The sequence below is a fragment of the Candidatus Anaeroferrophillus wilburensis genome, from assembly GCA_016934315.1.
Lineage (GTDB): Bacteria > Desulfobacterota > Anaeroferrophillalia > Anaeroferrophillales > Anaeroferrophillaceae > Anaeroferrophillus > Anaeroferrophillus wilburensis.
Genome location: JAFGSY010000045.1, coordinates 32,173 through 56,695 on the forward strand (window position 1 = coordinate 32,173; position 24,523 = coordinate 56,695).

General features: G+C 53.5%; 26 protein-coding genes. 5 read left to right on the forward strand and 21 right to left on the reverse strand.

Going from position 1 to position 24,523, the window contains the following annotated elements; genetic code table 11:
* Window positions 1-4 precede the first annotated feature (4 nt).
* From JXO50_11830 to JXO50_11880, 11 genes are all read right to left on the reverse strand, one after another.
* The gene (locus JXO50_11830) at window positions 5-535 is read right to left on the reverse strand and encodes a 4Fe-4S dicluster domain-containing protein (GenBank protein ID MBN2333781.1); all 531 of its coding nucleotides are present in this window, start codon (window positions 533-535) and stop codon (window positions 5-7) included.
* Window positions 535-2,520 (reverse strand): CoB--CoM heterodisulfide reductase iron-sulfur subunit A family protein, encoded by a 1,986-nt coding sequence (locus tag JXO50_11835; GenBank protein ID MBN2333782.1) that lies wholly within the window; start codon window positions 2,518-2,520, stop codon window positions 535-537. Before JXO50_11835 ends, JXO50_11830 begins: the two co-directional genes overlap by 1 nt.
* 21 nt (window positions 2,521-2,541) lie before the next feature.
* Window positions 2,542-3,927 (reverse strand): CoB--CoM heterodisulfide reductase iron-sulfur subunit A family protein, encoded by a 1,386-nt coding sequence (locus tag JXO50_11840; protein ID MBN2333783.1) that lies wholly within the window; start codon window positions 3,925-3,927, stop codon window positions 2,542-2,544.
* A 12-nt stretch (window positions 3,928-3,939) separates the two neighbouring features.
* Entirely contained in the window at window positions 3,940-4,818 is an 879-nt protein-coding gene (locus JXO50_11845; protein ID MBN2333784.1) for a CoB--CoM heterodisulfide reductase iron-sulfur subunit B family protein, read from the reverse strand.
* Window positions 4,819-4,849: 31 nt separating this feature from the next.
* A complete protein-coding gene (locus JXO50_11850; protein MBN2333785.1) occupies window positions 4,850-5,266 on the reverse strand; it encodes a 4Fe-4S dicluster domain-containing protein in 417 nt (138 codons plus the stop codon).
* 10 nt (window positions 5,267-5,276) lie between these two features.
* Window positions 5,277-5,831 (reverse strand): Fe-S-containing hydro-lyase, encoded by a 555-nt coding sequence (locus JXO50_11855; protein MBN2333786.1) that lies wholly within the window; start codon window positions 5,829-5,831, stop codon window positions 5,277-5,279.
* 13 nt (window positions 5,832-5,844) lie between these two features.
* Entirely contained in the window at window positions 5,845-6,684 is an 840-nt protein-coding gene (locus tag JXO50_11860; GenBank protein ID MBN2333787.1) for a fumarate hydratase, read from the reverse strand.
* Between the two features lie 458 nt (window positions 6,685-7,142).
* Window positions 7,143-8,315 (reverse strand): pyruvate carboxyltransferase, encoded by a 1,173-nt coding sequence (locus tag JXO50_11865; protein ID MBN2333788.1) that lies wholly within the window; start codon window positions 8,313-8,315, stop codon window positions 7,143-7,145.
* 67 nt (window positions 8,316-8,382) lie between these two features.
* Window positions 8,383-9,162 (reverse strand): enoyl-CoA hydratase/isomerase family protein, encoded by a 780-nt coding sequence (locus tag JXO50_11870; GenBank protein ID MBN2333789.1) that lies wholly within the window; start codon window positions 9,160-9,162, stop codon window positions 8,383-8,385.
* A gap of 52 nt (window positions 9,163-9,214) precedes the next feature.
* Complete coding sequence (locus JXO50_11875) at window positions 9,215-10,150, reverse strand: hydroxymethylglutaryl-CoA lyase (GenBank protein ID MBN2333790.1); 936 nt, start codon at window positions 10,148-10,150, stop codon at window positions 9,215-9,217.
* Window positions 10,150-11,295 carry an acyl-CoA dehydrogenase family protein gene (locus JXO50_11880; GenBank protein ID MBN2333791.1) on the reverse strand — a complete coding sequence of 382 codons (1,146 nt, stop codon included), beginning with the start codon at window positions 11,293-11,295 and terminating at the stop codon, window positions 10,150-10,152. The genes JXO50_11875 and JXO50_11880 overlap by 1 nt, the downstream gene beginning before the upstream one ends.
* 272 nt (window positions 11,296-11,567) lie before the next feature.
* Between JXO50_11880 and JXO50_11885 the strand changes: the two genes are divergently transcribed.
* The gene (locus JXO50_11885; GenBank protein MBN2333792.1) at window positions 11,568-11,762 is read left to right on the forward strand and encodes a CooT family nickel-binding protein; all 195 of its coding nucleotides are present in this window, start codon (window positions 11,568-11,570) and stop codon (window positions 11,760-11,762) included.
* A 169-nt stretch (window positions 11,763-11,931) separates the two neighbouring features.
* Here JXO50_11885 and JXO50_11890 read toward each other — a convergent pair whose 3' ends face one another.
* Window positions 11,932-12,633 (reverse strand): endonuclease V, encoded by a 702-nt coding sequence (locus JXO50_11890; protein MBN2333793.1) that lies wholly within the window; start codon window positions 12,631-12,633, stop codon window positions 11,932-11,934.
* A 220-nt stretch (window positions 12,634-12,853) separates the two neighbouring features.
* Here JXO50_11890 and rimO point away from each other — a divergent pair, with 220 nt between their 5' ends.
* The 3 genes from rimO to JXO50_11905 all read left to right on the forward strand — a co-directional run bounded on the left by rimO (window position 12,854) and on the right by JXO50_11905 (window position 15,714).
* Complete coding sequence (gene rimO, locus JXO50_11895; GenBank protein ID MBN2333794.1) at window positions 12,854-14,218, forward strand: 30S ribosomal protein S12 methylthiotransferase RimO; 1,365 nt, start codon at window positions 12,854-12,856, stop codon at window positions 14,216-14,218.
* On the forward strand, window positions 14,218-14,991 hold the full coding sequence (locus tag JXO50_11900) for a 16S rRNA (uracil(1498)-N(3))-methyltransferase (GenBank protein ID MBN2333795.1): 774 nt from the start codon (window positions 14,218-14,220) through the stop codon (window positions 14,989-14,991). The genes rimO and JXO50_11900 overlap by 1 nt, the downstream gene beginning before the upstream one ends.
* A 78-nt stretch (window positions 14,992-15,069) precedes the next feature.
* Window positions 15,070-15,714, forward strand: a complete 645-nt coding sequence (locus tag JXO50_11905) for a hypothetical protein (protein ID MBN2333796.1) — start codon at window positions 15,070-15,072, stop codon at window positions 15,712-15,714.
* A 63-nt stretch (window positions 15,715-15,777) separates the two neighbouring features.
* Here JXO50_11905 and JXO50_11910 read toward each other — a convergent pair whose 3' ends face one another.
* The 5 genes from JXO50_11910 to JXO50_11930 form a co-directional block, all read right to left on the reverse strand.
* Window positions 15,778-16,851 carry a hypothetical protein gene (locus JXO50_11910; GenBank protein MBN2333797.1) on the reverse strand — a complete coding sequence of 358 codons (1,074 nt, stop codon included), beginning with the start codon at window positions 16,849-16,851 and terminating at the stop codon, window positions 15,778-15,780.
* Between the two features lie 148 nt (window positions 16,852-16,999).
* Window positions 17,000-17,611: a threonylcarbamoyl-AMP synthase gene (locus JXO50_11915; protein MBN2333798.1), complete on the reverse strand. Its 612-nt coding sequence runs from the start codon at window positions 17,609-17,611 to the stop codon at window positions 17,000-17,002.
* Between the two features lie 171 nt (window positions 17,612-17,782).
* Window positions 17,783-18,481 carry a hypothetical protein gene (locus tag JXO50_11920; protein ID MBN2333799.1) on the reverse strand — a complete coding sequence of 233 codons (699 nt, stop codon included), beginning with the start codon at window positions 18,479-18,481 and terminating at the stop codon, window positions 17,783-17,785.
* 2 nt (window positions 18,482-18,483) lie between these two features.
* Window positions 18,484-19,236 (reverse strand): twin-arginine translocase subunit TatC, encoded by a 753-nt coding sequence (gene tatC / locus JXO50_11925; GenBank protein MBN2333800.1) that lies wholly within the window; start codon window positions 19,234-19,236, stop codon window positions 18,484-18,486.
* Window positions 19,237-19,246: 10 nt separating this feature from the next.
* Window positions 19,247-19,546 carry a twin-arginine translocase TatA/TatE family subunit gene (locus JXO50_11930; GenBank protein MBN2333801.1) on the reverse strand — a complete coding sequence of 100 codons (300 nt, stop codon included), beginning with the start codon at window positions 19,544-19,546 and terminating at the stop codon, window positions 19,247-19,249.
* Window positions 19,547-20,007: 461 nt separating this feature from the next.
* Here JXO50_11930 and JXO50_11935 point away from each other — a divergent pair, with 461 nt between their 5' ends.
* Window positions 20,008-20,793 (forward strand): sugar phosphate isomerase/epimerase, encoded by a 786-nt coding sequence (locus JXO50_11935; GenBank protein ID MBN2333802.1) that lies wholly within the window; start codon window positions 20,008-20,010, stop codon window positions 20,791-20,793.
* 101 nt (window positions 20,794-20,894) lie between these two features.
* Here the strand turns inward: JXO50_11935 and larB are convergent, their stop codons facing one another.
* The 4 genes from larB to ftsY all read right to left on the reverse strand — a co-directional run bounded on the left by larB (window position 20,895) and on the right by ftsY (window position 24,512).
* Window positions 20,895-21,647: a nickel pincer cofactor biosynthesis protein LarB gene (gene larB, locus JXO50_11940; protein MBN2333803.1), complete on the reverse strand. Its 753-nt coding sequence runs from the start codon at window positions 21,645-21,647 to the stop codon at window positions 20,895-20,897.
* A 149-nt stretch (window positions 21,648-21,796) separates the two neighbouring features.
* On the reverse strand, window positions 21,797-22,570 hold the full coding sequence (locus JXO50_11945; GenBank protein ID MBN2333804.1) for a hypothetical protein: 774 nt from the start codon (window positions 22,568-22,570) through the stop codon (window positions 21,797-21,799).
* A 15-nt stretch (window positions 22,571-22,585) separates the two neighbouring features.
* Window positions 22,586-23,311, reverse strand: coding sequence for a hypothetical protein (locus JXO50_11950; protein MBN2333805.1), 726 nt, complete (start codon window positions 23,309-23,311; stop codon window positions 22,586-22,588).
* 40 nt (window positions 23,312-23,351) lie between these two features.
* Window positions 23,352-24,512 carry a signal recognition particle-docking protein FtsY gene (gene ftsY / locus JXO50_11955; protein MBN2333806.1) on the reverse strand — a complete coding sequence of 387 codons (1,161 nt, stop codon included), beginning with the start codon at window positions 24,510-24,512 and terminating at the stop codon, window positions 23,352-23,354.
* Window positions 24,513-24,523: the final 11 nt, after the last annotated feature.

The window sequence follows — 24,523 nt, forward strand, 5'->3', positions numbered from 1 at the left end:
ATAACTATTTTACACCTGACTTATCAAATATTTCTTTTATCTTCTTAATATTCTTTGATTTTTTTGGAAGAATGGGAATTTTTCCCTTAAGGAAGAGCTTTAGGCCCACATCGACATCGGTAGTAAAATTCCTGGTTTTCATTTTATACTGCATGAGCATGGTGGCTTCATGAATGCGGCCGAAAGTCCGGATGCTGCCGGTGAAAGCCCGGTGAAAATCCACCGTCACCTGATCCGCAGGCGCAATCCCCTCTTGCAGACACATCTCCCGCAGGACATCCATTACCGGTGCCGTTTTGATACCGTTTGGGCAGCGGGTGCCGCAGGTTTCACAGGAAACACACATCCAGATTGCTTTGCTGCGCAGCAGCTCATCCTTCATCCCCAATTGAATCATCCGCATCACCATGTTGGGCGGATAATCAAAGTCATCCACCGTCGGACAGCCAAGGGTGCATTTGCGGCACTGGTAGCAGAGATTGACGGGTTGGCCGCTTCGGGCCACTACCTGCTCGAGAAAGGTTTGCTCAGCCATTACTCAGCTCCTTGCTCCACCAGCTCCAGAGCCGGGCTTTCCTGAACAAAATCACCAATCATCCGGATAAATTGACAGGAGGTTGAATTCACCAGTTCACATGCTTTATTGGGGCAGGCGGAGATACAGGCGCCGCAGCCCTGGCAGACCGCTTGGTTGACCTCGGAAATTCGGCTGAAATCATTCATCACCCGTGCTCCGTAGGGACAGATTTCCACACAGATGCCGCAGCCGCTGCAGACATCGTCCTTGACTTCGGCAATCAGCGGATCGGCAATCAGAGTTTCATTGGAAAACAGGGTCTGAATTTTTCCGGAAGTGGCTAAAGCCTGGGAAACCGTATCAGTTATATCTTTGGGTGACTGGCAACAACCAGCCAGGTAAACACCCTTGGTGGAGCTTTCCACCGGATAGAGCTTGATATGGGTTTCAGAGAAAAATCCCTCTTCGTCCACCGTCACCCGCATCTTCTTGGCCAGCTCTTTGATGCCAGCCCGCGGCTCCATCGCCAGGGCGAGAACCACCAGATCGGCATCGATCTCAACTTTTCTGCCCGTCAGGGTGTCAGCGGTCCAGACTTTTAGACTCTGGTTTTCCGGAAAAATTTTAGCCACCCGGCCGCGAATATAGACCAGCCGGTCCTCCTCCATCCCCTGCTGGACAAACTCCTCAAAATCGCGGCTGTCGGAACGGATATCCATATAGGAGATATATGCCATCCCCTCCGCCACCTGCTGGCGGTACTGACGAGCCTGTTTGGCAACATACATGCAGCAGGCCCGGGAGCAGTAGGGCTTATGCCGTTCAGGGTCACGGGAACCGACGCACTGGACAAACACCACACTCCTGGGAATCCGGCCGTCGGAAGGGCAGACAACTTTACCGCCGGTTGGCCCCAGGGGATCAAGCATCCGCTCCATGGCCAGACCATCTATTACATCAGGATAGCGGCCGCCGCCATATTCGGGAAACTGCCGCTGGTCATACAGGTCATAACCGGTGGCCATGATAATCGCACCAATCTTCTCCACCTCAGACTCCGGCTCAGCGGCAAAAGAGATCGCCGCTTCACTGCAAGCCTGGAAACATTTATCGCAACTGCCATCGGCAACGTGCAGGCAGGCATCCTGATCGACAACCGGCTTCAGCTCCTGACCACCATATCGGTAGATTGCGCCGCGGGTGGTCAGTCCGCGATCAAAAGCATTGGGCAGTTGAACCGGACAGACCTCCAGACAGGCACCGCAATTGGTACAAAGCTCCTGGTTGACATAGGCAGCCTGGGTGGCAATGGTAACCTCAAAATTACCCACGTAGCCATCCAGGTCAGCTACTTCGGCATTGCAGTACACCTTGATGTTCGGGTGCGCCATCACCTCCTGCACCTTGCGGCCAAGCATGGCTGGCACATCCTGAAAATAGGGAAAGGTTTTTCCCAGCTGCCGCATATGGCCGCCGATGGCTGGCTGCTTTTCCACCATGGCCACGTCATAGCCGGCATCGGCAAGATCCAGGGCCGCCATGATTCCGGCAATACCGGCACCTACCACCAGTACCCGTTTATTAAGCGAGATGGTAATGGTTTCCAACGGGATATTGTCGCGCACCTTATCCAGGGTGGCCTCGATGATATTGATCGCTTTAGCAGTGGCCACCGGCTTATTATTCTGATGGACCCAGCTGCACTGTTCGCGGATATTGGCGATTTCCACCAGGTAGGAATTCAGCCCCACGAGACCGGCTGCCTTGCGGAAGGTATTTTCGTGCATCCGGGGCGAGCAGCAGGCCACCACCACCCCGTTGAGCCCTTCTTTTTCAATGGTATCTTTCACCAACTGCTGGCCGGGATCAGAACACATGTACATGTAGTTCTCGGCATGCTTGACATCCTTACATTTCCGGACCTCTGTCACCACCCGGTCGACATCAACACTACCGGCAATATTGGAACCGCACCAGCAGACAAAAACCCCTATTTTTTTCATCGATGTTTTTCCCGTTATTCCCTATTCAGCAGCCGCCGACTGCCGGCCACGGCGCAAAGATGAGAGAAATACCTGTACCTTGCTGGCCGCCGCGCTGCCCTGGGCAACACTGTCGGCAATATCCTTGGTCCCCTGACAGCAGCCGGCCAGGAAAATCCCTTGCTGCCCGCTGTCAATAGGAGCCAGCTTATAATCCTCTTCAACGAAGAAACCGTCCTTATTGCACCTGATGCCAAGGATATCAGCCAGTTTTTCCGCCCCTTCATTGGGAACCATGGCTGCGGCCACCACCACCAGATCAGCGGCGATCTCAACCTTTTTACCACTCAGGGTGTCAGCTCCCCAGACCATCACCTTATCACCCTGCTGAACCAACTTGGCAGCCCGACCCCGAAGATAGACCAGGTTTTCTTCAGAGGTTGACTGCTGGAGAAACTGCTCATAGCCCTTGCCGGTGGTTCGCAGGTCAATGTAAAAAATATAGGCTTGCCCGTCATGGACCTTATGCTTATAGAGTCGGGCATGCTTGGCGGTATACATGCAGCAGACCCGTGAGCAGTAGGATTTATGCAGCTCCGGGTTCCGGGAACCGACACACTGGATGAACACCACATCCCGGGGCACCCGACCGTCCGACGGCCGAAGAACCTTGCCAGCGGTGGGCCCGGAGGCCGAGAGAAAACGCTCCATGGTCAGCCCGTCAATAACGTCGGGTATCATTCCGCCGCCCAGTTCCGGCATGTTACGTTTCCAGTCGTAGATATCAAAACCGGTGGCCACCACAATGGCCCCCACCCGCTCCTCGAAAAAACTGTCCTGCTGCTCGAAATCAATCGCCCCCACCGGGCAGACCTTGGCACAGACACCGCACTTGCCCTTCGTAAGGTAGCGGCAGAACTCCTCGTTAATCACCGGCTTGTTGGGCACCGCCTGGGGAGACGGGGTATAGATTGCTTTCATTGTCCCGGCATCACGCTCGAAAAGGGAGAAATTCTTAGTCGGACACTTCTCCACACAAGTGCCGCAGCCGGTACACTTGCTCCAGTCAACATAGGCCCGCTTCTGGCGGATACTGACGGTGAAATCACCCGGCTGGCCACTGAGGCCTTCCACTTCACAGTAAACCTTCAGCTGGACATTGGGGTGCTGGCCCGTTTCCACCGTTCTGGGAGTCAGGGTACACTGGGCGCAATCAAGGGTGGGGAAAGTTTCGGACAGCTGCAGCATCCGGCCGCCAATCGCCGACAGCCGCTCCACCAGAACCACCTGGTACCCGGCGCTGCCGAGATCGATGGCGGTGGTAATCCCGGCAATGCCGCCGCCGATCACCATAACCCGTCGATCTACGGGTACAGTTGCTGCCGGTGCCTTTTGCTGCTCTTCACTCATCTGCACAACGTCTCCCATGCCTCGCGCCCCCTATTCGACTCCGATCCCTTTGGCCTGCAGCATGGGCAGCGGATCGATGAGATTACGTTCAAACCCGAGTTCAGCCACCGGTAATTCCAAGGCCAGGGCCAGCAGCTGGGTGAAATAGACCACGGGAATCTGCTCGAAGGAGGGGTCGGCTTTTTTTATCTCCGGCTGCCGGTCATCCAGATTGAACTGGCACAAGGGGCAGGTGGTGATCACCAGGTCGGCACCGCAGTTTCTGGCACTGTTGAGAATATCCCGTGAACAGCGGGTGGCCAGATCCATAGAATGGACGGTCTGGAAGGCGCTGCAGCATTCAATTTTAAAAGGGAAATCAACCGGCTCCGCTCCCAAAGCACGGACAAAATCCTCAAAGATGGTGGGATTTTCCATGCTGTCAAGGCCGATCTCCTTCACCGGCCGCAGCAGCAGACAACCATAGTAGCAGGCGACCTTCAGGCCTTCCAGTGGCTTGCTGATCTTCTCAGCCAGCTGGTCAAAACCCAGTTCATCACGCAGAACCTGAAGGTAATGCAGCACTTCGGTCTCACCATGATAGTCCCGTTCAATAAAATCGGTAATCTTAGCCCGCCGTTCTTCATCGGTGCGCATGACGTGATTGGTGCGTTTGAGCACATTGTAGCAGACCGAGCAGAGCGCCACCAGCTTATCACTGCCCTGCTCCTTGGTGTCGGCAAGTATCCGGGTGGGGCCGGACATGGCGATATGATAATCATTCACCAGCGGAAAGGTTGCCCCGCAGCAGGTCCAGTCGGGAAGCTCATCCAGCTCAAACCCCAGGCGCCGGCTGCACTCACGACCGGCATCATCGAGCTTCTTGGCTTTGGTGTAGAGGGTACAGCCCGGGAAGTAGGTATAGTTCATCTGCTAACTCCAAAAAAAGTATGCCAATCTCTTACAGCGAGAGAAATTTGCGATAGCCGCTGATCATGGCTATCTGTGGTGCCCTCTCAAGATAATCATCATCGAAATCCGTAACATCAATCCGGGAATTATGCTCATCCTCCCGCAGGCGCAGCACCCGCAGGGCATCCATAATCTTGGAAATATCCACCCCCTTGGGGCAGCGGGCATGACACATGAGGCAGGCGGCGCACACCCACATGGATTTACAGGTTTTCACCTCTTCCACCAGGCCAAGCTGCAGATAGCGGACCACCTGGCTGGGCAGCAGATCCATCTCTTCCACCGATGGGCAGCCAGCCGAACAGTTTCCGCACTGATAACAGTTAAAGAAATTCTCACCGCTGATTTCCGCCACTTTCTGGACAAAATCGGCGCGGACGGTATCCTGAGAAATCGTTGCTTTCATGGCCTTTCCCCTATTTCTGGTACTGGCTGACTCCCTGCTCATACAGGTCATTGCCGTAAATATCATTGACCACCACCACCGGAAAATCCTCTACCTCCAGACGGCGGATGGCCTCCGGCCCTAAATCCTCATAAGCAATCACTTCCGCCTTTTTGATCCGCTGGGCCAACAGGGCACCTGCTCCGCCCACTGCGGTGAAGTATATCCCCTTATAGGTCTTCATGGCATCTTTTACCGCCTGACTGCGCCCCCCCTTGCCGATCATGCCCTTGAGTCCATGGGCCAGCAGGGTGGGAGAATAGGAATCCATGCGGTAGCTGGTCGTCGGTCCGGCAGCACCGATGGCATGCCCCGGCCGGGCCGGGGTCGGCCCGACAAAATAGATAATCTCCCCCTGCAACGGCAATGGCAGTTCTTTGCCCTGCTCCAGCAGATCCACCAGACGTTTATGGGCCGCATCCCGCCCGGTGTAGATCGTTCCACTGATCAAAACCCGATCGCCGCTGCGCAGGCGCTCCACATCAGCATCGGTCAATGGCGGAGTCAGGCGAATAGCTTCACTCATAGCAACCTCTTTATTAAATGACAACCTCTTTATGCCGAGCGGCATGACATTGAATATTGATGGCCAGCGGCAGACTGGCAATATGGCAGGGCAGCATCTTGACATGGACGGCAAAACTGGTCACCCGGCCGCCAAGCCCCTGGGGACCGATGCCAAGTTCATTAATCGCTGCCAGCAGATCCTTTTCCAGCAGGGCAAGTTCTGGGTCGGCACTGGGGTCCCCGGCCGGACGCAGCAACGCCTCTTTGGCCAGCAGGGCAGCCCGCTCAAAGGTACCGCCGATACCGACCCCGACAATGGTGGGCGGACAGGGATTGGCACCGGCCTGCTGCACCCAGGCAACCACCTCCCGCTTGATCCCCTCAATGCCGTCAGCAGGTTTGAGCATCACCACTTTTGACATATTCTCACTGCCGCCGCCTTTGGGGGCAACAATGATTTTAACTTTGTCTCCGGGAACCAGGGAATAATGAATGATGGCCGGCGTATTGTCGCCGGTATTCTTGCGGGTAAAGGGATGGCAGGATGATTTTCGCAGAAAACCTTCCTGGTAGCCGCGTCGGACACCGTCGTTGATGGCGGCTGACAAATCACCACCAACCAGGTGAACCTCCTGGCCCACTTCAACAAAGACAACCGCCAGACCGGTATCCTGACAGATGGCTACCCGATCATGGGCGGCAATAGCAGCATTTTCCTGCAGCTGTTTGAGGATATCAATACCGGTGGGCGACTCCTCGCGGTCGATGGCAGTGGCAATCACCGCCTGCATGTCATCACCAAGTTCGTAATTGGCCGCCATACAGAGACTGGCCACAGCATCACTGATACTACCTACTGCAATTTCCCGCATAGTCTCACCTTTACCATCATGTCAAGAGCTGCAAAACGGGGTATACTGTATACATATGGTCCGGTGATGTCAAGTTGATTTTGCCGGTCTCTTTTCTTTTTTCGCAGGAGGCAACAGCTGAGGATCAAGCAAAAAAACAACGATCCTAAGACTGCTATTGGCACGCATCAAAACGGAGGAGATGAGGTGAAAAAGAGGGACTGTTCGAGCTGGTAATCCGGGATAGCCTACCACGACGGGCTGCCAATCAACCCAGAACCATCAGCCTGGCGATCAGCAGACGCCGGGAGGACTCAAGCTGAAACAAAGGGACAATAATACCGTGTATGCAACTTCGATCAAGGAAGATTCGGCGGGCAGAAAAAACCCGGCTGCTGCACAGTGAAGGAGGGAAAGGGGCGCAGCAGCCGGGGTAGAAAAACCATTAGAAGCAGAGAATCTTCCGGTTTCAGAATAACTTATTTGAGGCCGGAAATCTCCGGCGGTACAACGGCATTCTCAGGCCAGCCGTCAGGAATCAGCTGACCGGGTTTTTCACCGTTCTTCTCTTTTTGAATGGGCAGCTGCGGCCGTTTGAAATCAGTACGCACCTCTTTGGGAATCCGCCCGTTGAGGATCGATTCGGAACGCAGGCGGCGGCCGACGGTTCTTTCCATCATGGTCCCCAGTTCCAGAATACGGTCAATGTCGATGCCGGTTTCAATCCCCATCTCATCCATCATCACCAGCATATCTTCCAATACCGAAAGGCCGACCACGTTGGGATCTTTGTAATAGTACTGCCCGGTACCCAGTCCCGGCACTCCATCGACGAAATTGGCCGGCTGGCCGCCGGTACCGCCGATGGTTGCCTCAAAATTGGTAATTCCAGCCTGCAGGGCAGCCAGGACATTGGCATTCCCCCAGCCCCGAGTAACATGGAAATGACCTATATGCAGGTCCGTATTGGGCAGGGCATCGAGAATCATGGAAAAATAACGGTAGACCTTGTCCGGCGGTGCCGAACCATCATGGTCGGCATGTTCGATGTCATCAGCACCGATGCTCAGCCATCTCTTGGTAAACTCTACTGCGTCCTCAAATTTGGTCGGACCGGAAATGGGGCTGCCCCAGATGGTGCTCACCGTCCCGCACATCTTGATGCCGGCAGCATGGCACTTTTTAATGCAGCGTTCAGCCTCTTTCCAATACTGCGGCAAAGTGGTGCCGGAGTTGGCAAAATGGTGCTGTTCATCGGTGGATACCATCATCAGAATCCGATCCGGCCCATAGCCCTTTTCTTTCAACTCAATCGCCCGATCCACCGCACTTTCACGAATCGTGATGCAGGTCCATTCAATATCGCTGGGATTGATGCCCCGTTTGGTCAGCCGCTTTTTGAAAATATCGCTGTGGACACTTTTCAGCAGCTCTTCTGCGTCGCTGAACTGGGGCATATTGCGGGGGTTGCCAAGGTTGGTCACCTCCATCCGTTTGATACCGGCAAAGGCCATTTCGTGCAGATAAAAGATCTTGGCCCGAGTGGGAATAAAGTGTTCCTCGTGCTGAAAACCGTCTCTGACGGTAATATCACCAATATTGACCTTTTTCGGCATCCGCTTAAACACGTCGAAGAGATCATGGTTTGACATCGCTTTTCCTCCAAAAAAATTAGGTTATGCTGCTGGTTATAGCCATTTCACCAGAAGGTGAAATAATTTATTCGCCGATATATACCGGTTTCCGCTTTTCGCGAAAAGCCAGCAAGCCTTCCTGGCGGTCCTTGGTGGGGATGGTTACGGCGTAACAGTTGGATTCGAGCGCCAAGCCTGAAGCCAGATCAACCTCGCTGCCATGGTTGATGGCATACTTGGCCATTTCAAGGGCAATGGGGGCATTTTCATTAATTTTAGCCGCCATCTCCAGAGCCTCGTCGAGGAGCTTGCCCTCTGCTGCCACCCGGTTCACCAGACCGATTTCCAGCGCTTCAGAAGCTTTGAGCCGCTGGGCCAGAAAAACCAGCTCTTTAGCTTTCCCTTTACCCACCAGGCGGGCCAGCCGCTGGGTGCCGCCGGCCCCGGGAATGATCCCCAGGCTGGTTTCCGTCAACCCCATGACCGCATTGGGCGCGGCAATCCGGATATCCGCCGCCATAGCCAGTTCCGTACCGCCGCCAAAAGCAAAACCATTGATCGCCGCAATCACCGGTTTGGGCAGATTTTCCACCATAGTGAAGGTATTTCTGATGTTGTAGATATACTGCTTGACTTCAGCGGGGCTCATGGTCGCCCGTTCTTTCAGATCGGCACCGGAGCAAAAGGATTTCTCGCCGGCACCGGTAATCACCACTACCCGAACATCGCGGTCAAAAGCGATCTCTTTCACCACGTCGGCCAAGGAACCAAGCAGCTCGCGGTTAAGTGAGTTCATACTCTCCGGACGGTTCAAGGTAATCAGAAGCACACCGTCACGGTTATCAGTCAGAATTGTCTCTGCCATTACACACCTCTTTTTAAGTCTTTCCTGTTATCTGCAATGGGCAGCTATCCCATCAAGATGCAGTTGATTCCTTCGCCATCTCACACCCTTTGAGAAATCCCAGCATATGACTGTTTGCCTGGGGGATGGTGCGGGCAAACAGTTCTGCCGCCTGCACCAGGGCTTCAGGTTTAATTCCTGTGGCAAGGCCCATATCCTCAAGGCAGAAAACCAAGTCCTCGGTTGCCAGGTTGCCGGCGGCACCGGGAGCATAGGGACAGCCACCCAGTCCACCCACGGCACTGTCAAAGCGGGTTATGCCCATCTGCAGGCCGGCGACAACTCCAGCCAGGGCCCGACCACAGGTATCATGGAGATGGAGACCAAAATCGGCCTGCAGTCCGGCGGTTGCCAGGTGTTCCAGCACCACCGCCACGTGTAGCGGCGTTGCTACCCCCAAAGTATCACACAAAGTTATTTCGTTGATCCCCAAAGAGATCAACTCACTGACCAGCCCCGCCACCCCGGCAACCGGAACCCGGCCTTCATAGGGACAGCCGAACACGTTGGAGATGGAAGCCCGGACACTCATGGTTGTTGGCACCCGGGTGGTCATTCTGCCAATAACCGCTCTGGTCTCAGCAATCGTCTGGCCGATATTGTGCCGGTTATGGGTTTCACTGGCGGAGATGAAAAAGCCCACTTTGTCAACTCCGGCATCAATGGCCTGCTCCAATCCCCGCTCATTAGGCACCAAGGCCGAATAGACGGTACCAGCAACCCGGTCAATGGCAGCAAAAACATCAGCCGCATCGCGAAGCTGGGGAATGGCCCGGGGGCTGACGAAGGAACTGACCTCTATTTCAGCAAAGCCACAGGCTGAAAGGGCATTAATCAAAGAAATTTTCTGCTCGGTCGCCAAAAATTCCGGCAGATTCTGCCAGCCGTCCCGGGGGCCGACTTCAACAACCCTGACCGTGGCCGGCAGTGCATTGTACGGGTGAACCATTATCTGATCAAACGGGAAACAACAATCCGCTGGACTTCTGATGTTCCCTCACCGATATCAAGCAGCTTCTGATCCCGGTAGAATCGCTCCACATCGTACTCTTTCATCAGACCATAGCCGCCGTGAATCTGCACTGCGTGATTCACCACCCGGCCCATGGTTTCGGAACAGTACAATTTGGCCATCGCCGCTTCCTTGGAGAACGGCCGCTTATTATCCCGCAACCAGCAGGCCTTATAGAGCAGATTCCTGGCCAGTTCAATTTCCATGGCCATATCGGCCAGCTTGAACTGGGTTACCTGGAAATCAAGCAGCGGCCGGCCGAACTGATTGCGCTCGCCGGCATAGCGCAACGCCTTTTCAAAGGCCCCCTGGGCGCCGCCCAGCCCCATGGAGCCGATACTGAGACGACCGCCGTCAAGGGTGGAAAGCATCATATGAAAGCCGTCACCCCGCTTACCCAGCAGGTTTTCTTTGGGGACCCGGCAATCATCAAAATAGATTTCGGTGGTATTGGAAGCCCGCCACATCATCTTCTTATGCATGACCCGACAGTCAAGACCTGCAGAGCCAGCCGGCACCAGGATACAACTCATTTCCGGCCGGCCGTCAGGCCGGGTTCCGGTCACCGCCTGCACGACAATAACCCCGGTTATGGGCGTCGAGGCATTGGTAATAAAAATCTTTGAGCCGTTGATTACCCACTCATCACCATCGAGAACGGCATTGGTTTTGGAGTTGCCGGCATCCGAGCCAGCATTGGCTTCGGTCAACCCAAAGGCAGCCAACATCTCACCGGAACACAGTGGAGGCAGCCACTTTTTCTTCTGCTCTTCCGAACCAAAATAATAGATCGGTCCGATACCTAAAGAGTTGCCGGCGGCAACCGTTGCCGCCTGCGAACCATCCACCCGGGCAATTTCCTCCACTGCGATAATGTAAGAAACATAATCAAGTCCGGAACCGCCATACTCAGGTGAAACAAACATGCCAAAAAGCCCCAGGTCCGCCATCTTCCTGGTCACTTCCAGTGAGAATTCCTCCCGCTCATCGAGCTCCTGCGCTACCGGAGCTATCTCCTTCTCAGCAAAGGATCGTACACTTTTGCGGAGAATCTCCTGTTCTTCAGTCAGATCAAAATTCAAAGCCATCGGGCAACCCCCTCTTTCCTTTTTATCACTTTACGTTAACTGTTAAGTTGTGGATAAAAAAAAATGCGCGTGAAGCTCTTTTTCGTTAGCGCATTTCCCCCCTCATGTCAATGAAAAAGAACAATAATTTGCATCTTGATTATTGGGAAACCACTGTGCTAGTCTACAATTTGTCGTCGTGAGACCTAAGCCATCAATCAGGCATGGCACCGGAACACCGTACCATTTACCCATGCCGAATCTGAACAAAACAGCTGGAGGATTCAATGTGTCAATCTAATGCTTTTTTAATCAAGGAAAACGGAACCGAAGAGATGGTCATGGAAAATGTCTCCCTGATCACCCCTTTGGAAGACGGTTCGCTCGAACTGACGGGCCTGTTTGGTGAACGTTTGAACGTCAAAGCTACCATCAAGGAGATGGATCTGCTGAAGCATCGGATCCTGATCCAGGAAGATTGATGAACTCGTAACAACTGGCAATAAGCCTTGGAAACCGGATGGCATAGTAACAGCTCCAGATTTGAGGCAAGCAAAACCTGATGAATGGGTTGACCATACAGTACGCCGCAGTGACGAAGGTTGCTGCTTGAAGAAGAAGGTGGAGTTGTTACGAAGCCATCAAGATTGATCAGCCCTGCCTGAAGGGATGCGCAGCCAGCCAATCCTGCCTCATCCGGTTGACATGATGATGAGCCTGGCGGGTGACCTCAGGCAATCGGTAGCACCCGGTCAACTGTAGTATCAGTGCTGCAGCTGTTGCAACGCTGATCCGGTGACCGGGAGAAACAAAAACCGGTTTAACCCGGTCCCGCGTCCTGACAACCATGCCAATCTGCCTGTTGTCTACCCCCATCAACGGTACCATGCTGCCTTTCTTTTCCCCCGGCATCCTATACGTTCCCACCAGCCTTTTTTTGGCGCAACCTATTGTCGGCAGATCAAAAAGGATTCCCAGATGGGAAGCCAGCCCCAGACCACGGGGATGGGCAATTCCCTGGCCATCACTGACCAGCAGATCAGGAAGGACAGAAAGCCGACTGAGAATTGCTGCCAGCAACGGTCCTTCACGAAAGGATAACAACCCCGGAAGATAAGGAAACTGCGACTTGGCCTGATGCTGGCACACCGACAAAAGGGTCAATCCAGGATAACTGAAGGTCAAAACGGCAGCAAAAAGCATTCCGGTACGCTGATCATAGGAGATATCAGCCCCGGCAACCGTTCCCAGCGGCCACGGAAACCGGTCGGCAATGACAACCTGCTCTCGCAGATGACGCTGAACCTCCACCGCTTCGGTAGGTGAAAGCTGCCAGGAATGGGATTCCAACATATCATTCATACCGTCACCTGGCACATGTACGGGCTTGGCAATTGCAACGCTGCCAGCAGTGGGAAAACACCGGGTAAAAGTTCCCGAAACAGCATATTCAGCTTTTTCCCATTTCTGCCATGCAGAGATCCGCTTGTCAAGAGAAGGGAGAACTGCTATAGCCAAAAAACATTGTCTACCATCGTCTTACAACCCTCTGCCGGCCAACGTTGATATCCAGATGCCAGAACCACTGCCGATTACCGCGCTGGTCACCCTGGGGTGCCCGAAAAATCAGGTTGATGCTGAACAGCTCCTCCAGCTGCTGACGGCCGCCCGGTTTCCCCTGACGGCCCGACCGGAAGAGGCCGGCATTATTATCGTCAACACCTGCGCTTTTATCCAGCCGGCAGTCGAAGAATCGCTGGAGACAATCCTGGAGCTGGCGGAATTGAAAAATACCGGCTCCTGCCGTTACCTGGCGGTCGCCGGCTGCCTGCCCCAACGATACGGCAAAAAACTCCTTGAGGAAGTTCCGGAAATTGACCTGGCTGTGGGGACTTCATCGTTTCCCCTGCTCCCTGCCCTGCTGGAAAAACTCCATGCCGGCATTCCGGTCGCCAGATTTCATGCCGGCACCACCAATTATGCCGACTTGACGGCCATCCCGCAGATATGCAGTCAGCCATACACCGCCTATCTTAAAATTGCCGAGGGCTGCAACAACCATTGCAGTTACTGCTTCATACCGCAGATTAAAGGACCACAAACCAGTTTTGCCCCGTCGCTGCTGCTGGATAAAGCCCGCCGGATGGCAGATTACGGCATCAGGGAATTAAATATTATTGCCCAGGATATTACCGCCTACGGCCGGGAACGCCCCGGACAGTCAACCCTGGTACCCCTGCTGGAACAACTGGCAGCCATTGACGGGCTCAGCTGGCTGCGGTTGCTCTATGCCTATCCGGGCAAGATAACTGATGAACTGATCACGCTGCTGGGAAAAGAAGAGAAAATCTGTCCCTACCTTGACCTGCCGATCCAGCATATCAGTGGGCATATCCTGCAGCGGATGAACCGCCATGATCAACCGGAAACAATCAGACAGACGATCCACAAACTGCAGTCGCTAGGGCGCACCATACACCTGAGGAGCACGGTCATTGTCGGTTTCCCCGGTGAAACCGATCACGATTTTCAGCTTCTGCTTGATTTTATTGCTGAAGGCCACTTCACCTATCTCGGCTGTTTTCCCTATTGGCCGGAAACCGGAACCCGGGCTGCTTCCCTTGATCAACAAGTGGAGGACCGGGTGAAGGAAGAGCGTTGCCGGGCGATCATGACCTGCCAGCAGGAAGTAACCAGCCGGCAGCTGGCGGTCTACCGGGGCAAAAGCATTCCTTTGCTGGTTGAAGGGGTAAGCAGCGAAACCGAACTGCTGCTCCAGAGCAGAACCTCTTTCCAGGCTCCTGATATTGATGGGGTTACCTATATCACTGATGGTTTTGCCACTCCGGGAACCATCATCAACGGCAAGATTCACGAGGCCCATGAGTATGACCTTTTTGCCGAACTCCCCGAAGCACACCCCCTGGATCACGACTGATGGCCAACTTCAGTTTTACCAGCCGGATTACGGCATCAACCGCCTGTTTTGACCAGCAGGAATACTATCACACCGTCAAAGTACTGCGCCAGAAAGTTGGTTCAACCATTCGCTTCCTCGACGGTTGCGGCGGCGTCTACCGGGGCACCATCAGCTGCATTGATCCCGGCAAGCAGACTTTTGAGGCAACCATCGAGGAAACCCGCCAGTCGCCGCCGCCCAGACCGGCAGTCACCCTGGCAATAGCTCTGCCAAAGGGAAAAAAATTTGATATCATCGTCCAGAAGGCGGTGGAACTTGGCATTCAGCGCATCATACCCCTGGTGAGCCGTTATTCGATGGTCAAACCTGGCAACGACCGGGAGGTAGCCCGCAAACACGCACAACGGCAGAAAACCGCTCTAGAAGCGCTCAAACAATGCGGCAACCCCTTTCTGCCTGAGCTGTGCCTGCCTCTTGCCCTCACCTCCCTGCCAGCCCTGGCCGACCACCGGAAAATCGCCCTGGTATTTGACAACCATGCAACCACGGGCATCTCGTCATGTACCACGCTCCTGGCCGCTGCTGATGAGATCATCATTATCATCGGCCCGGAAGGCGGTTTCGCCCGCGAGGAAATCATCTGGTTGAACAGCCGGGGATACCGGCCGGTGAGCCTTGGCAGCCCCATTCTCCGCCTTGAAACCGCAGCCATCGCTGCCATGGCCATCATCCAGTATCTGAACAATTATTTTCAGCCGGTAAAAAACCTTCAAGAAATTGACCTGAAATGACGATCATACCCCAAACTGAAAAATCTGTTCGGAAAAACGTATCGATTTATCATTTTAGCAATGTTGCGAGGTTTACCCATGAAATGTCCCAAATGTGGTTTTACCAGCTTTGATTACCTCACAGAATGCATCAAATGCGGCCACCAGCTGGAAGAGGCAAGAAAACAGCTGAATCTCCTGAACAGCAAGCCGGTCCTTTTCGTTGAAGAACCGCCGATCGAGGAATCCGCAGAGATTGAAATGGTGGCAGAGGAAGACACCGAGGACGTTGTCGAACAGCCGGAAAACAAGGATGATGATCAGGATGTCGAAAGGATTATTCTGGCAAGCAGCACCACCGATACTCCACTGCCCCTGGAAGGCTTGGGCACGATGGACAGCCTGGGTTCCATGGAAGATATCCAGCCGGAGGCGGTGGTTGTAGGAAACGACTTTACCACCATGGATAAATCGCAGACAACAGCAGATACGGACGACATGCTCACCAACGGAGAATCATTGGCTGATCTGGAAATCCTGGGAGAGGCCAGCCAGGAAGAAGATGAAGAATTTCTAGATCTTGATGATGCCATCTCAGAAGTGGACAGCAAGAGTGGCACAACGCGTTCAGAAGGCGGCAAAGTGATCGAATTAAACGATGACGATCAGATTTTTGATCTCGAACTTGACCTGAATGACCCTGACAACCTGGAACACATTCTGGCGGTGGATAAAAACGACTGACCGACCACCGATTGACTCGCGAGTATAAAAAAACGGCGCCTGAAGGCGCCGTTTTTTTTACGACTACTTTTTCTTGCCGGTCGCAGCCGGCAGACCGACGTTGATAGCTTTTTCAAAACTTTCGGCAACGGCGGTAATACTCATGTTCTCCGGCACAATCTCCCAGCTGCCAATCCCCTTCCCCAGCGATTCGGCAATCCGGACCCGCATATAGCGCTCACCGCCGTCACCTTCATAGGCTTCCGCTTCCCAGCGTTTGGATGCGGCCTCGGCTTTACCAAGAGCCATAATCCCCTCGGACTCCATTTTAGCCGCCTCCATGGCATTCTTTGCCTCCACCATCTGAGCTTCCGAAGCCAGAACAATACGGCGCTTTGCAGCTTCCGCTTTCTGGATTTCGGCCAGCTTAAAGCCATTGGCCTCTTCTTCCATCCTCTTGGATGCTTCGATAGCGGCCAGCGTTTTATTCTTGTTGATTTCGATATCTTTTGCCGACAGGGTTTTTTCCGTCAGCTTCGTAACAATCTCTTCACTGAACAACAATTTTTTAAATTCAATCGAACTAACCTCCAGTCCCCGAGGCTTCAACTCTTCGTTCATGCCATCTTTCGAAATGGCAATGATCTGTTCTTTTACTTCACCTTTGAAAATAGATTCAACCTCATAGTAGCCGGACTTGTTGCGGATAACCGATCTAGCTGTGTTGCGAATCAGACTGACCACATCATCGGCGGCCAGCGAAGTGACAAAGACATCAGCCATTTCAGGAATAACCCGATACCAGATGCTAACGTCAGCTTTGATAATTTCACTATCCATAGTTTCCAGGTTGACGCTGCCTGTTTCATTAGCCAGCTTGTTTTCAGCACAGCCGCCATTTACCAATTCCAGGTTGGACTCGGAGATATCGACAATAATAACCCGTTGGGCCAGAGGATTAAAGCCGGAGAGAAACCAGACGTATTTACCAGGCTGCAGCTCCTTCTCCTGGACCCCGCGGTGCTCGCCATACAGGTTAACCAGCACACCACGCTGATGCGCCCTTATCTCCGGCGAAAGATAGACGGCGACATTGCCCGCTATAAAAAGCAGGACACCGACAGCAACCAGAACGGTCATTTTGGTTATATACTTCATCTATGTTCAGCTCCTTACCATAATAAAAACCTTGCAAAAGCGACCGGCTATCAGCCAGACCCTCCCGGGAAAAGGTAACGTATTGGGAAGCTTAACAAAACCAGTTACTCCCCGTCAATAAAAAACTCCCCGGCCACACTTCAACCAGCTACAGGTAATCGACCTGCCCCTTACCCTCCCGAATAATTTCAGGCGCCGTGGTGGTAAGGTCGATAATGGTTGATGACTCGGAAACGATATCCCCAGCATCCAGCAGATAGTCAACCACATGGGAAAACCGGTCAACAAGGCCGGCAACGGAGCCAACAACCTGGCCCTGATCGTCTCTGGCACTGACGGCAAGCAGGGCGCTGCCAAGTCCGGCAAGCAATGCCTGGCAGGCTGGACGGTCAGGAACCCGGACGCCAACGGTTCTCCGCTTGGTCATGACCATCTTGGGCACCTGCCGGGAAGCCGGCAAAATAAAGGTATAAGGACCGGGAATCAATCCTTTCATACAGCGATAGGCCTGTTTACTGACGACTGCATAACGACTGATATCGGTCAAATCTGCACACACAAGAGTAAACTGTTTCTGCTTCTTGCCGGTTTTCAACGCATACAGCCGCTGAACACCCTGTCTGGCATCGATGGAACAGACAGCGGCATAGTTGGTATCAGTGGGAACAATAGCCAAGCCGCCATCGCTCAACTGATCCACCACCTGATTGAGCAGCCGATCCTTGGGGACATCATCATAGAGGGATAACACGGTGAGCATGAGGCGATCCTGGATACCATTGACGTATGCTGAGCAAGTACGGCTTGATCGTTATGAATCTATTCACGGTGGAACAACCTGTCAGAGTCAGGGACGCCGGCATTCGCTCGCCCGCACGTCGGTCGGATGACGCATGGGCTTACCGAACATGCAAAAAGTTCCCCTGTCCGGCTATAACTTCTCTCTTTCCACCGGGGGGGTCGGTTTCTCCGGCAAAGGTTCTTCAGTAGATAATTGGAATTGCTGTTTCAATTCTTCTATCCGTCGCTGCAACTCCGGAAGAATTTCCTGTTGGACCTTCTCCTTGTAATGCTCCCCCTCCTGGAGAAGCTGCTCCAGGGTTTCCCGCAGGGAGCGCTGCAGATCACGATACTCAACTGACTGCGGCACATCCTTCAAGTCATTAAGGAACTCCTCAAACGTTTTACTCATGACCTCGGAAGTTTCCTCCAGAGTTTCCCGGTTTCTTTGCAGGTAGTAGGCCAAGCTTGTGCAGCCGGCAATCGTTTCATTGTCTCGGATGGGCACCAGAGAGGCTTTCCTGCCCTTTTTAATCATGATCGCTTTTTTGCCTACCACTACCGGATCATTATCAAGAACAAACACATTATTCCGTGAGGCTACGGCCCGCTGGGCATCCTGGATACGTACCTGAACGAGAAACATGCCGTCCTCATGGACGCGAATCATACCAATGGTACCAACGGGATACTCTTTAAAATAAACCCGATCACCTTCGCTGAGTCCCTGCAGCTGGTCAAACTCCAGGTTGAATTTCAGGTCATTGTCCATCCCCATACAGGCACTGCAGATCAGCACACCAACCAGCAGCAGCAGCCCGAGAACATACTTATAGCGTTTCCCTGTCATGCTCACCCCCTTGTTTCAGGCAGATCATCAGTACCCGCAGTTTCATCAGCTTTCTCTTTTTTACCGAAAATCCGGGCGACAATGATGCTGATTTCATAGAGAATCATCAGCGGACCCGCCATCATCAGCTGACTGAGAACATCCGGTGGCGTCAAAATAGCAGAAATAACAAAAACGCCGAGGAAAGCATATTTGCGCTGGCGAACCAGCATGGCAGCATTGATTACCCCGATACGGGCCAGAAAGAGACTGAAAACCGGCAGCTCAAAAACCACTCCGAAGGCAAAGAGCATTCGGGTGGCAAAGGCAAAATACTCTTTTACCGAGGGTAGCGGCCTGATAAAGTCGGTGGCAAAACCGACAAAAAAGCGAAAACCAAAAGGGAAAACTACATAGTAGCCGAACATGGCACCGCCGGCAAAAAAAACCGTCGAGAAAAAAACGAAGGGCAAGATGTATTTTTTTTCTTCGGAATAGAGCCCGGGGGCAACAAACTTCCAGATCTCATAGAGAATAACCGGCGCCGCGATAAAAAAGGCAGCAACCAGGGCTACCTTAAGATAGGTAAAGAATGCTTCCGGCAAACCGGTAAAAATAAGCCCCTGGTCCGGCGGCATGACCGCCAACAAGGGAGCCATCAACAACTGGAAAAGATCCTTGGCAAAATAATAGGTGCCGCAAAATGCCAGTCCGACTGCAACAAAACAAGCTATCAGCCGCCGGCGCAATTCTTCCAGGTGTTCTGTCAGGGTCAATCCCTGCTCTTTAGCTTCCTGCTTCTGCGCCTTGCTCATCGGCTTGATCTTCCGTCTTATCAGTTTCATCGAGGCCGATGGTCGGCGGTACTTTTGCCACTTCCTGTTTGGCCACCGCCTGCTGCACATCAGTCTCCGTTGGTTTTTTATCCTCTGCGTAGATGGAATCTTTCAGGTCATCTGTTGCCCGCCGGAATTCCGCCATACCACGACCAAGTGACTTTGCCAGATCCGGCAGTTTCTTCGGTCCGATAACCACCAACGCCACCACCAGTATCAAGATCAATTCAGGCATTCCTATGCCAAACATGGAACAACCCCTCCCCCGAGCAGCACTCTCAAACTGTTCCCATGGCAGGATGCCAATTCCTCCTGCCGACATATACGTCTATAATAAGTACCATCATGAATGTCAAACACTATCCCCATGCTTGGCAGAGGGAAGGCGCTCAATGAACATCAAAAGCCCTCGGCAACGGGGCATTATTGGAAAATCGACGGCTCAGCTTTTCATCCCCTTCCAACGGTCATGTTCTCAGCAGCCAAACATCATATTGATCAGGACCGGCTGCAGGGGAAGAATTGGCAATCGTTTGGCGTGACAAGTAATCTATTTGACAAGATTTCACGGTTTCAGTTATAGAGGTATACGGTAAACCATGGCCGCTCCCTGCCACTTAATCCTCTGAAAACTCAACTTAATCCATGTCAGATCTGCAAAACAACGAGGGCATCATCGGGACAACCGGAGCCGCAACAATGGTTCGCAAAATTCCCCTTGTGCTGTCAGCTGGCACCCTCTTCCACCTGAAGCTGTCGGAAGCTTTTGCCATTGCCAAAGAATGCCAGTTCGACGGGGTGGAACTGATTATCAATGAGGTTTTTGAACGGCTTGACCCACGTACGATCATTGAAACCCTGATAAAAATCTGCCCGATCGCCTCGATTCACGCCCCTTTTTTTAAGATTTCCGGGTGGGGAAACCAGGTTAAAACCCTGCTCAGAACCATTGACCTTGCGAATGAATTTCAGATACCCCTGGTCAATTTCCATCCACCGCTATGGCTGCCACCGGAATTTACTTTCTGGCGCTGGTTTCGTCAGGTAAAAGATTTCCAGCAGTTGACACCTGACAACCAGACCATAATCACCATTGAAAATATGCCCTACGTCGGCAACCGAATCCGCTTCAATCCCAACATGCTGCGCAAGACCGAGGATATGGTCAGGTTTATCGAAAAGCACAATCTGTACATGACTTTCGACACCACCCATCTCGGCTCTCACAACCCTAACTTTCTCAACGGCTTTAAGGAATTCTACCAAACCGGACGCATTCGCAACATTCATTTCAGCGACTACGGTCATGGCCGGGAACACCTGTTCCCCGGTCGCGGCCTCCTGCCCCTCACCCGCTTCCTTTACCTGCTAAAACGACTGAACTATGAGGGCGCCATAACGGTTGAACTGAGTCCGGCAGAACTGCCTCCCACCACCAAAATGATTATTACCAGCCTGCGGGACCTGCGGGAATATCTGGTGGTCGAAACCAGCTGACACCGTAACGGCTCCAGATTCGAAGCAGGCTTATGCCCCTGAGAGTGCAAAACCTGAGTAATCGATTGCACAATCAAAAAGATGGCATTGTCACCAGGCCATCAGTCCTGCCAGTTGATCAAGCCGGCCAGATATCCGGCCCCAAAACCGTTGTCGATATTCACTACACCAACACCGCCAGCACAGGAATTCAGCATGCCGAGCAACGCCGCCATACCGCCGAAAGAGGCGCCGTAGCCGATGCTGGTGGGCACCGCAATAACTGGGCTGTCCACCAGGCCGGCAACCACACTGGGCAGCGCCCCCTCCATGCCGGCAATAACAATAATCACCGCAGCCTGACCCAGCTTTTCCCGATAAGCCAACAACCGGTGCAGGCCGGCAACCCCCACATCGATCAGCACTTCGGGTTCCTGACCCATCAGTTCAAGGGTTACCGCCGCCTCCCTGGCAGTTTTGAGATCGGAAGTCCCGGCCGTTACAATCAGCACCGTTCCCCGACCGGAAGGCTTCACCTCATGCCTCTTCAGGAGCAGAAACTCCCCCTCCTCATCATAGGTAAAACCGGGAAACAGGGGCTGCAACGCCGCTGCTTTTTCCGCTGACAGGCGGGTAACCAGAATATTGCCGGGCAAGCCCACCATATACTGAAGAATGGTGGTCAACTGGCTCACGGATTTCCCCTGGGCAAAGACCACCTCACCGACTTTGCCGCGCAAGCCCCGATGGGTATCAAGATGAGCGACCCCCACATCCCGGTAAGGCATCTCCTTCAGGACATCCATCACCTGATCCAGGCTGATCTTCCCCTCCTGGTACTTTTCAAGCAGATCCCGCATATATCTTGTATCCATGGCATGTACCTGTGAAAATACCAGCACTCAGCTGGCAGACATTATCGCTGGCACGGGAGTGCCAGCGCCATCTTCATTTGTAAGAATAGTCCCTGATGGATATGGAAACAGGTTTCCGAACAGCACCGTCGGTCATGTCCAGTGGAATATTACCGCCTTGCTCCGCCGGTCAGCGACTCAATGACAACCTGCATAAACCCCATCGACCGGATCAGCGCCTGAAATTCATCCCCCGCCACCAGCCTCCTGACCTGTTGATGGTGGTGGTCCATTGCCCGAAGAATCAGCTGCTGATCATCGATGCAGAAACGCACCGGAATGGCAAGGGCATGCGAAGTAAACGTTTCAAGGAGGGTAAGGTGTTGCAGGAGATTCCCGGTAACTGGACCCTTAACAGCAACAGCGAGACAGGCACGGGCCGGTCGGTCCCAGCATGACAATCCCATAATCCTGGCCTGGTGACGAATCATCTCCTTTGTCCACCCGGTGAGCCGTAATGGACTCATGATCCCCAGCTCTTCAAGGGCTTTCATTCCCGGCCGCCGGGCGGGATCATCCTGGGCATGGGTACCATCACAGACAACAGCCAGCTGCAGATCATCAGCCAAGCGCAACAGCCGGCTGAAAAACAGGTGTTTGCAGTAATAGCAGCGCTCCGACTGCCGGCCGCTCCAGACCTTCTCCATCTCCTGCAGGGAAAGGGTTTCCACCAGGCCGCCAACCGCCTGGATGACGGATAATGCCGCCTGCCGTTCTCCATCAAGCAATCCTGGATGATCTATAAAAACCGCCCTGAAAGGGATATCAGCCTCGGTCCGCAGCACTTCAAGGAGCAGTGAGCTATCAACTCCTCCAGAGTAGGCAAGGAGCAGCGAAGGAAAAGAACGGAGGCAGGCAGTCAGCTGTTCAAGGGGAAAGGTCATGACAAGGCAAAAGAGCTAATGAATCAGCAGGTTTTCCAAATCGATCCTGTCCGGCTGAAGATTCCACTGTTCCAGCACGGCAATCAGGGTTTCCCAAATCAACCCGTCAAACAACTTCTCGGGTTGATCGCCCAGTTCATCCAGCAAGCGGCCGTCAACCTTGGCAGCCAGAGCCCCGTGAATCTCCTGTTTCAACTGCTTGACTTGCTCAGGAGAGGGAAGCACCGTCTCGCCGGCAACATAGCATAGTTTGACATCAACTCCCAACACTTGAAGGCCATGGAGGGAATAGAGGGGATAATGAAATCGAAAGGCAACAATCTCAGGCGGAAGTACTTCAGCCGGCAGTTCTTCATCTTCTAATTCGCTCAGTTGCCGGGTAATAATATCAGCGATGGCAATCTCGCGCGGCCCTGTCCTGATGATTGGCTGGTGCCGGAAGACCCCGAGGGCCAGATAAAACTGCAGGATGAGCAGCAGCCCACCCGCTCCCACTGCAAGGAGAAAAAACAATGGTTGCAGAACAGCCAGCCGGCCACCCTGCTCGCCACCTCCCGGTTCAACCGCAACAGGTTCGTTGGTGACCGGTGTACCAACAGTTCTCTCCACTTCAGGAACCGGTTCCTCTTCCTGTTCCTGAAGGTTGTCCGAGAGGTCGTCAAAATCGAAATCCTCCAGGAAGTCATCATCCTCAAGCAATTTATCGAGCTCAAGATCGTCAAGTTCGGTTTCCCGGCTCATGGGCGGTACTGTCCCTCAGAAAGTTTCTATTCTTTACTGATTACAAGACTCGCTCAAAAAGGGCATTGACAAAATCATCCGCCTTAAATGGTCGGAGATCATCGAGCTGTTCACCAATCCCGATATAACGGACCGGCAGTTTCAATTCATCACAGACACCGACAATAACCCCACCTTTCGCCGTGCCGTCAAGCTTGGTCATCACCAGTCCCGTTATCCCCAGGGCTTCGTGAAACATGCGTGCCTGATTGATGGCATTCTGCCCGGTGTTGGCATCAAGAACCAGCAGAATCTCATGGGGAGCCCCGGGAAGCGCCTTGCCAACCACCCGCTTCATTTTCTTCAACTCGTCCATGAGATTCACTTTGGTATGCAGACGGCCGGCGGTATCAATGATAACCACATCGACCTCTTTGGTCATTGCTGATGTGACCGTATCAAACGAAACGGCCGCCGGATCAGCTCCCATCTTCTGGCGGATCAGGGGCACCCCTGCCCTTTCAGACCAGACCTCCAGCTGTTCAATGGCTGCCGCCCGAAAGGTATCTGCCGCCCCGAGCATCACCTTTTTCCCCTGGGAGGCAAAGATGGCAGCCAGCTTGCCGATGGTTGTCGTTTTACCGACGCCGTTCACACCGACCGCCATGATCACGTATGGTTTTGCCGTAATCTCCCAAGGCTGCTCGGCCGTCTGGAGAATTCTGCCAATCTCCTGCTGCAAAAATCTGCGCAACTGAACCGGGTCCTCCAGCAGTTGGTGGCTGACCTGTTCCTCCACCTCGGCAAACAAACGATAACTGGTCTGCACTCCAAGATCGGACGTCAGCAGAATCTCCTCCAGCTGCTCAAGGAACTCCTCATCAATCTCCTTCTTGCCATAAAAAAGCGTATCCAGGGTCCCGACAAAACGTTTGCGGGTTTTCTGCAAACCGTTTTTCAACCGGGAGAACAGACCGGTCGCTCCCGCTTCCGACTCCTGTTGCGGTTGCGGAACATCCCCTCCGCCACCGTCAGCCACCGCGGTTTCTTCCTCCACCACAGGAGACTCTACGGTTGCCGAGGCCGACCCGCCTGCGGTTTCAGGCTCCACCGGCAGTTCATCCCCAGCGGCCGCCTCCTCTCCACTTTCAGCGAAGGGCTCATCCTCCTGCCGGCGCGAAAACAAGCGCCCGATAAAACCCTTTTTTCTTGTATCCGTCATAATGCTATTCG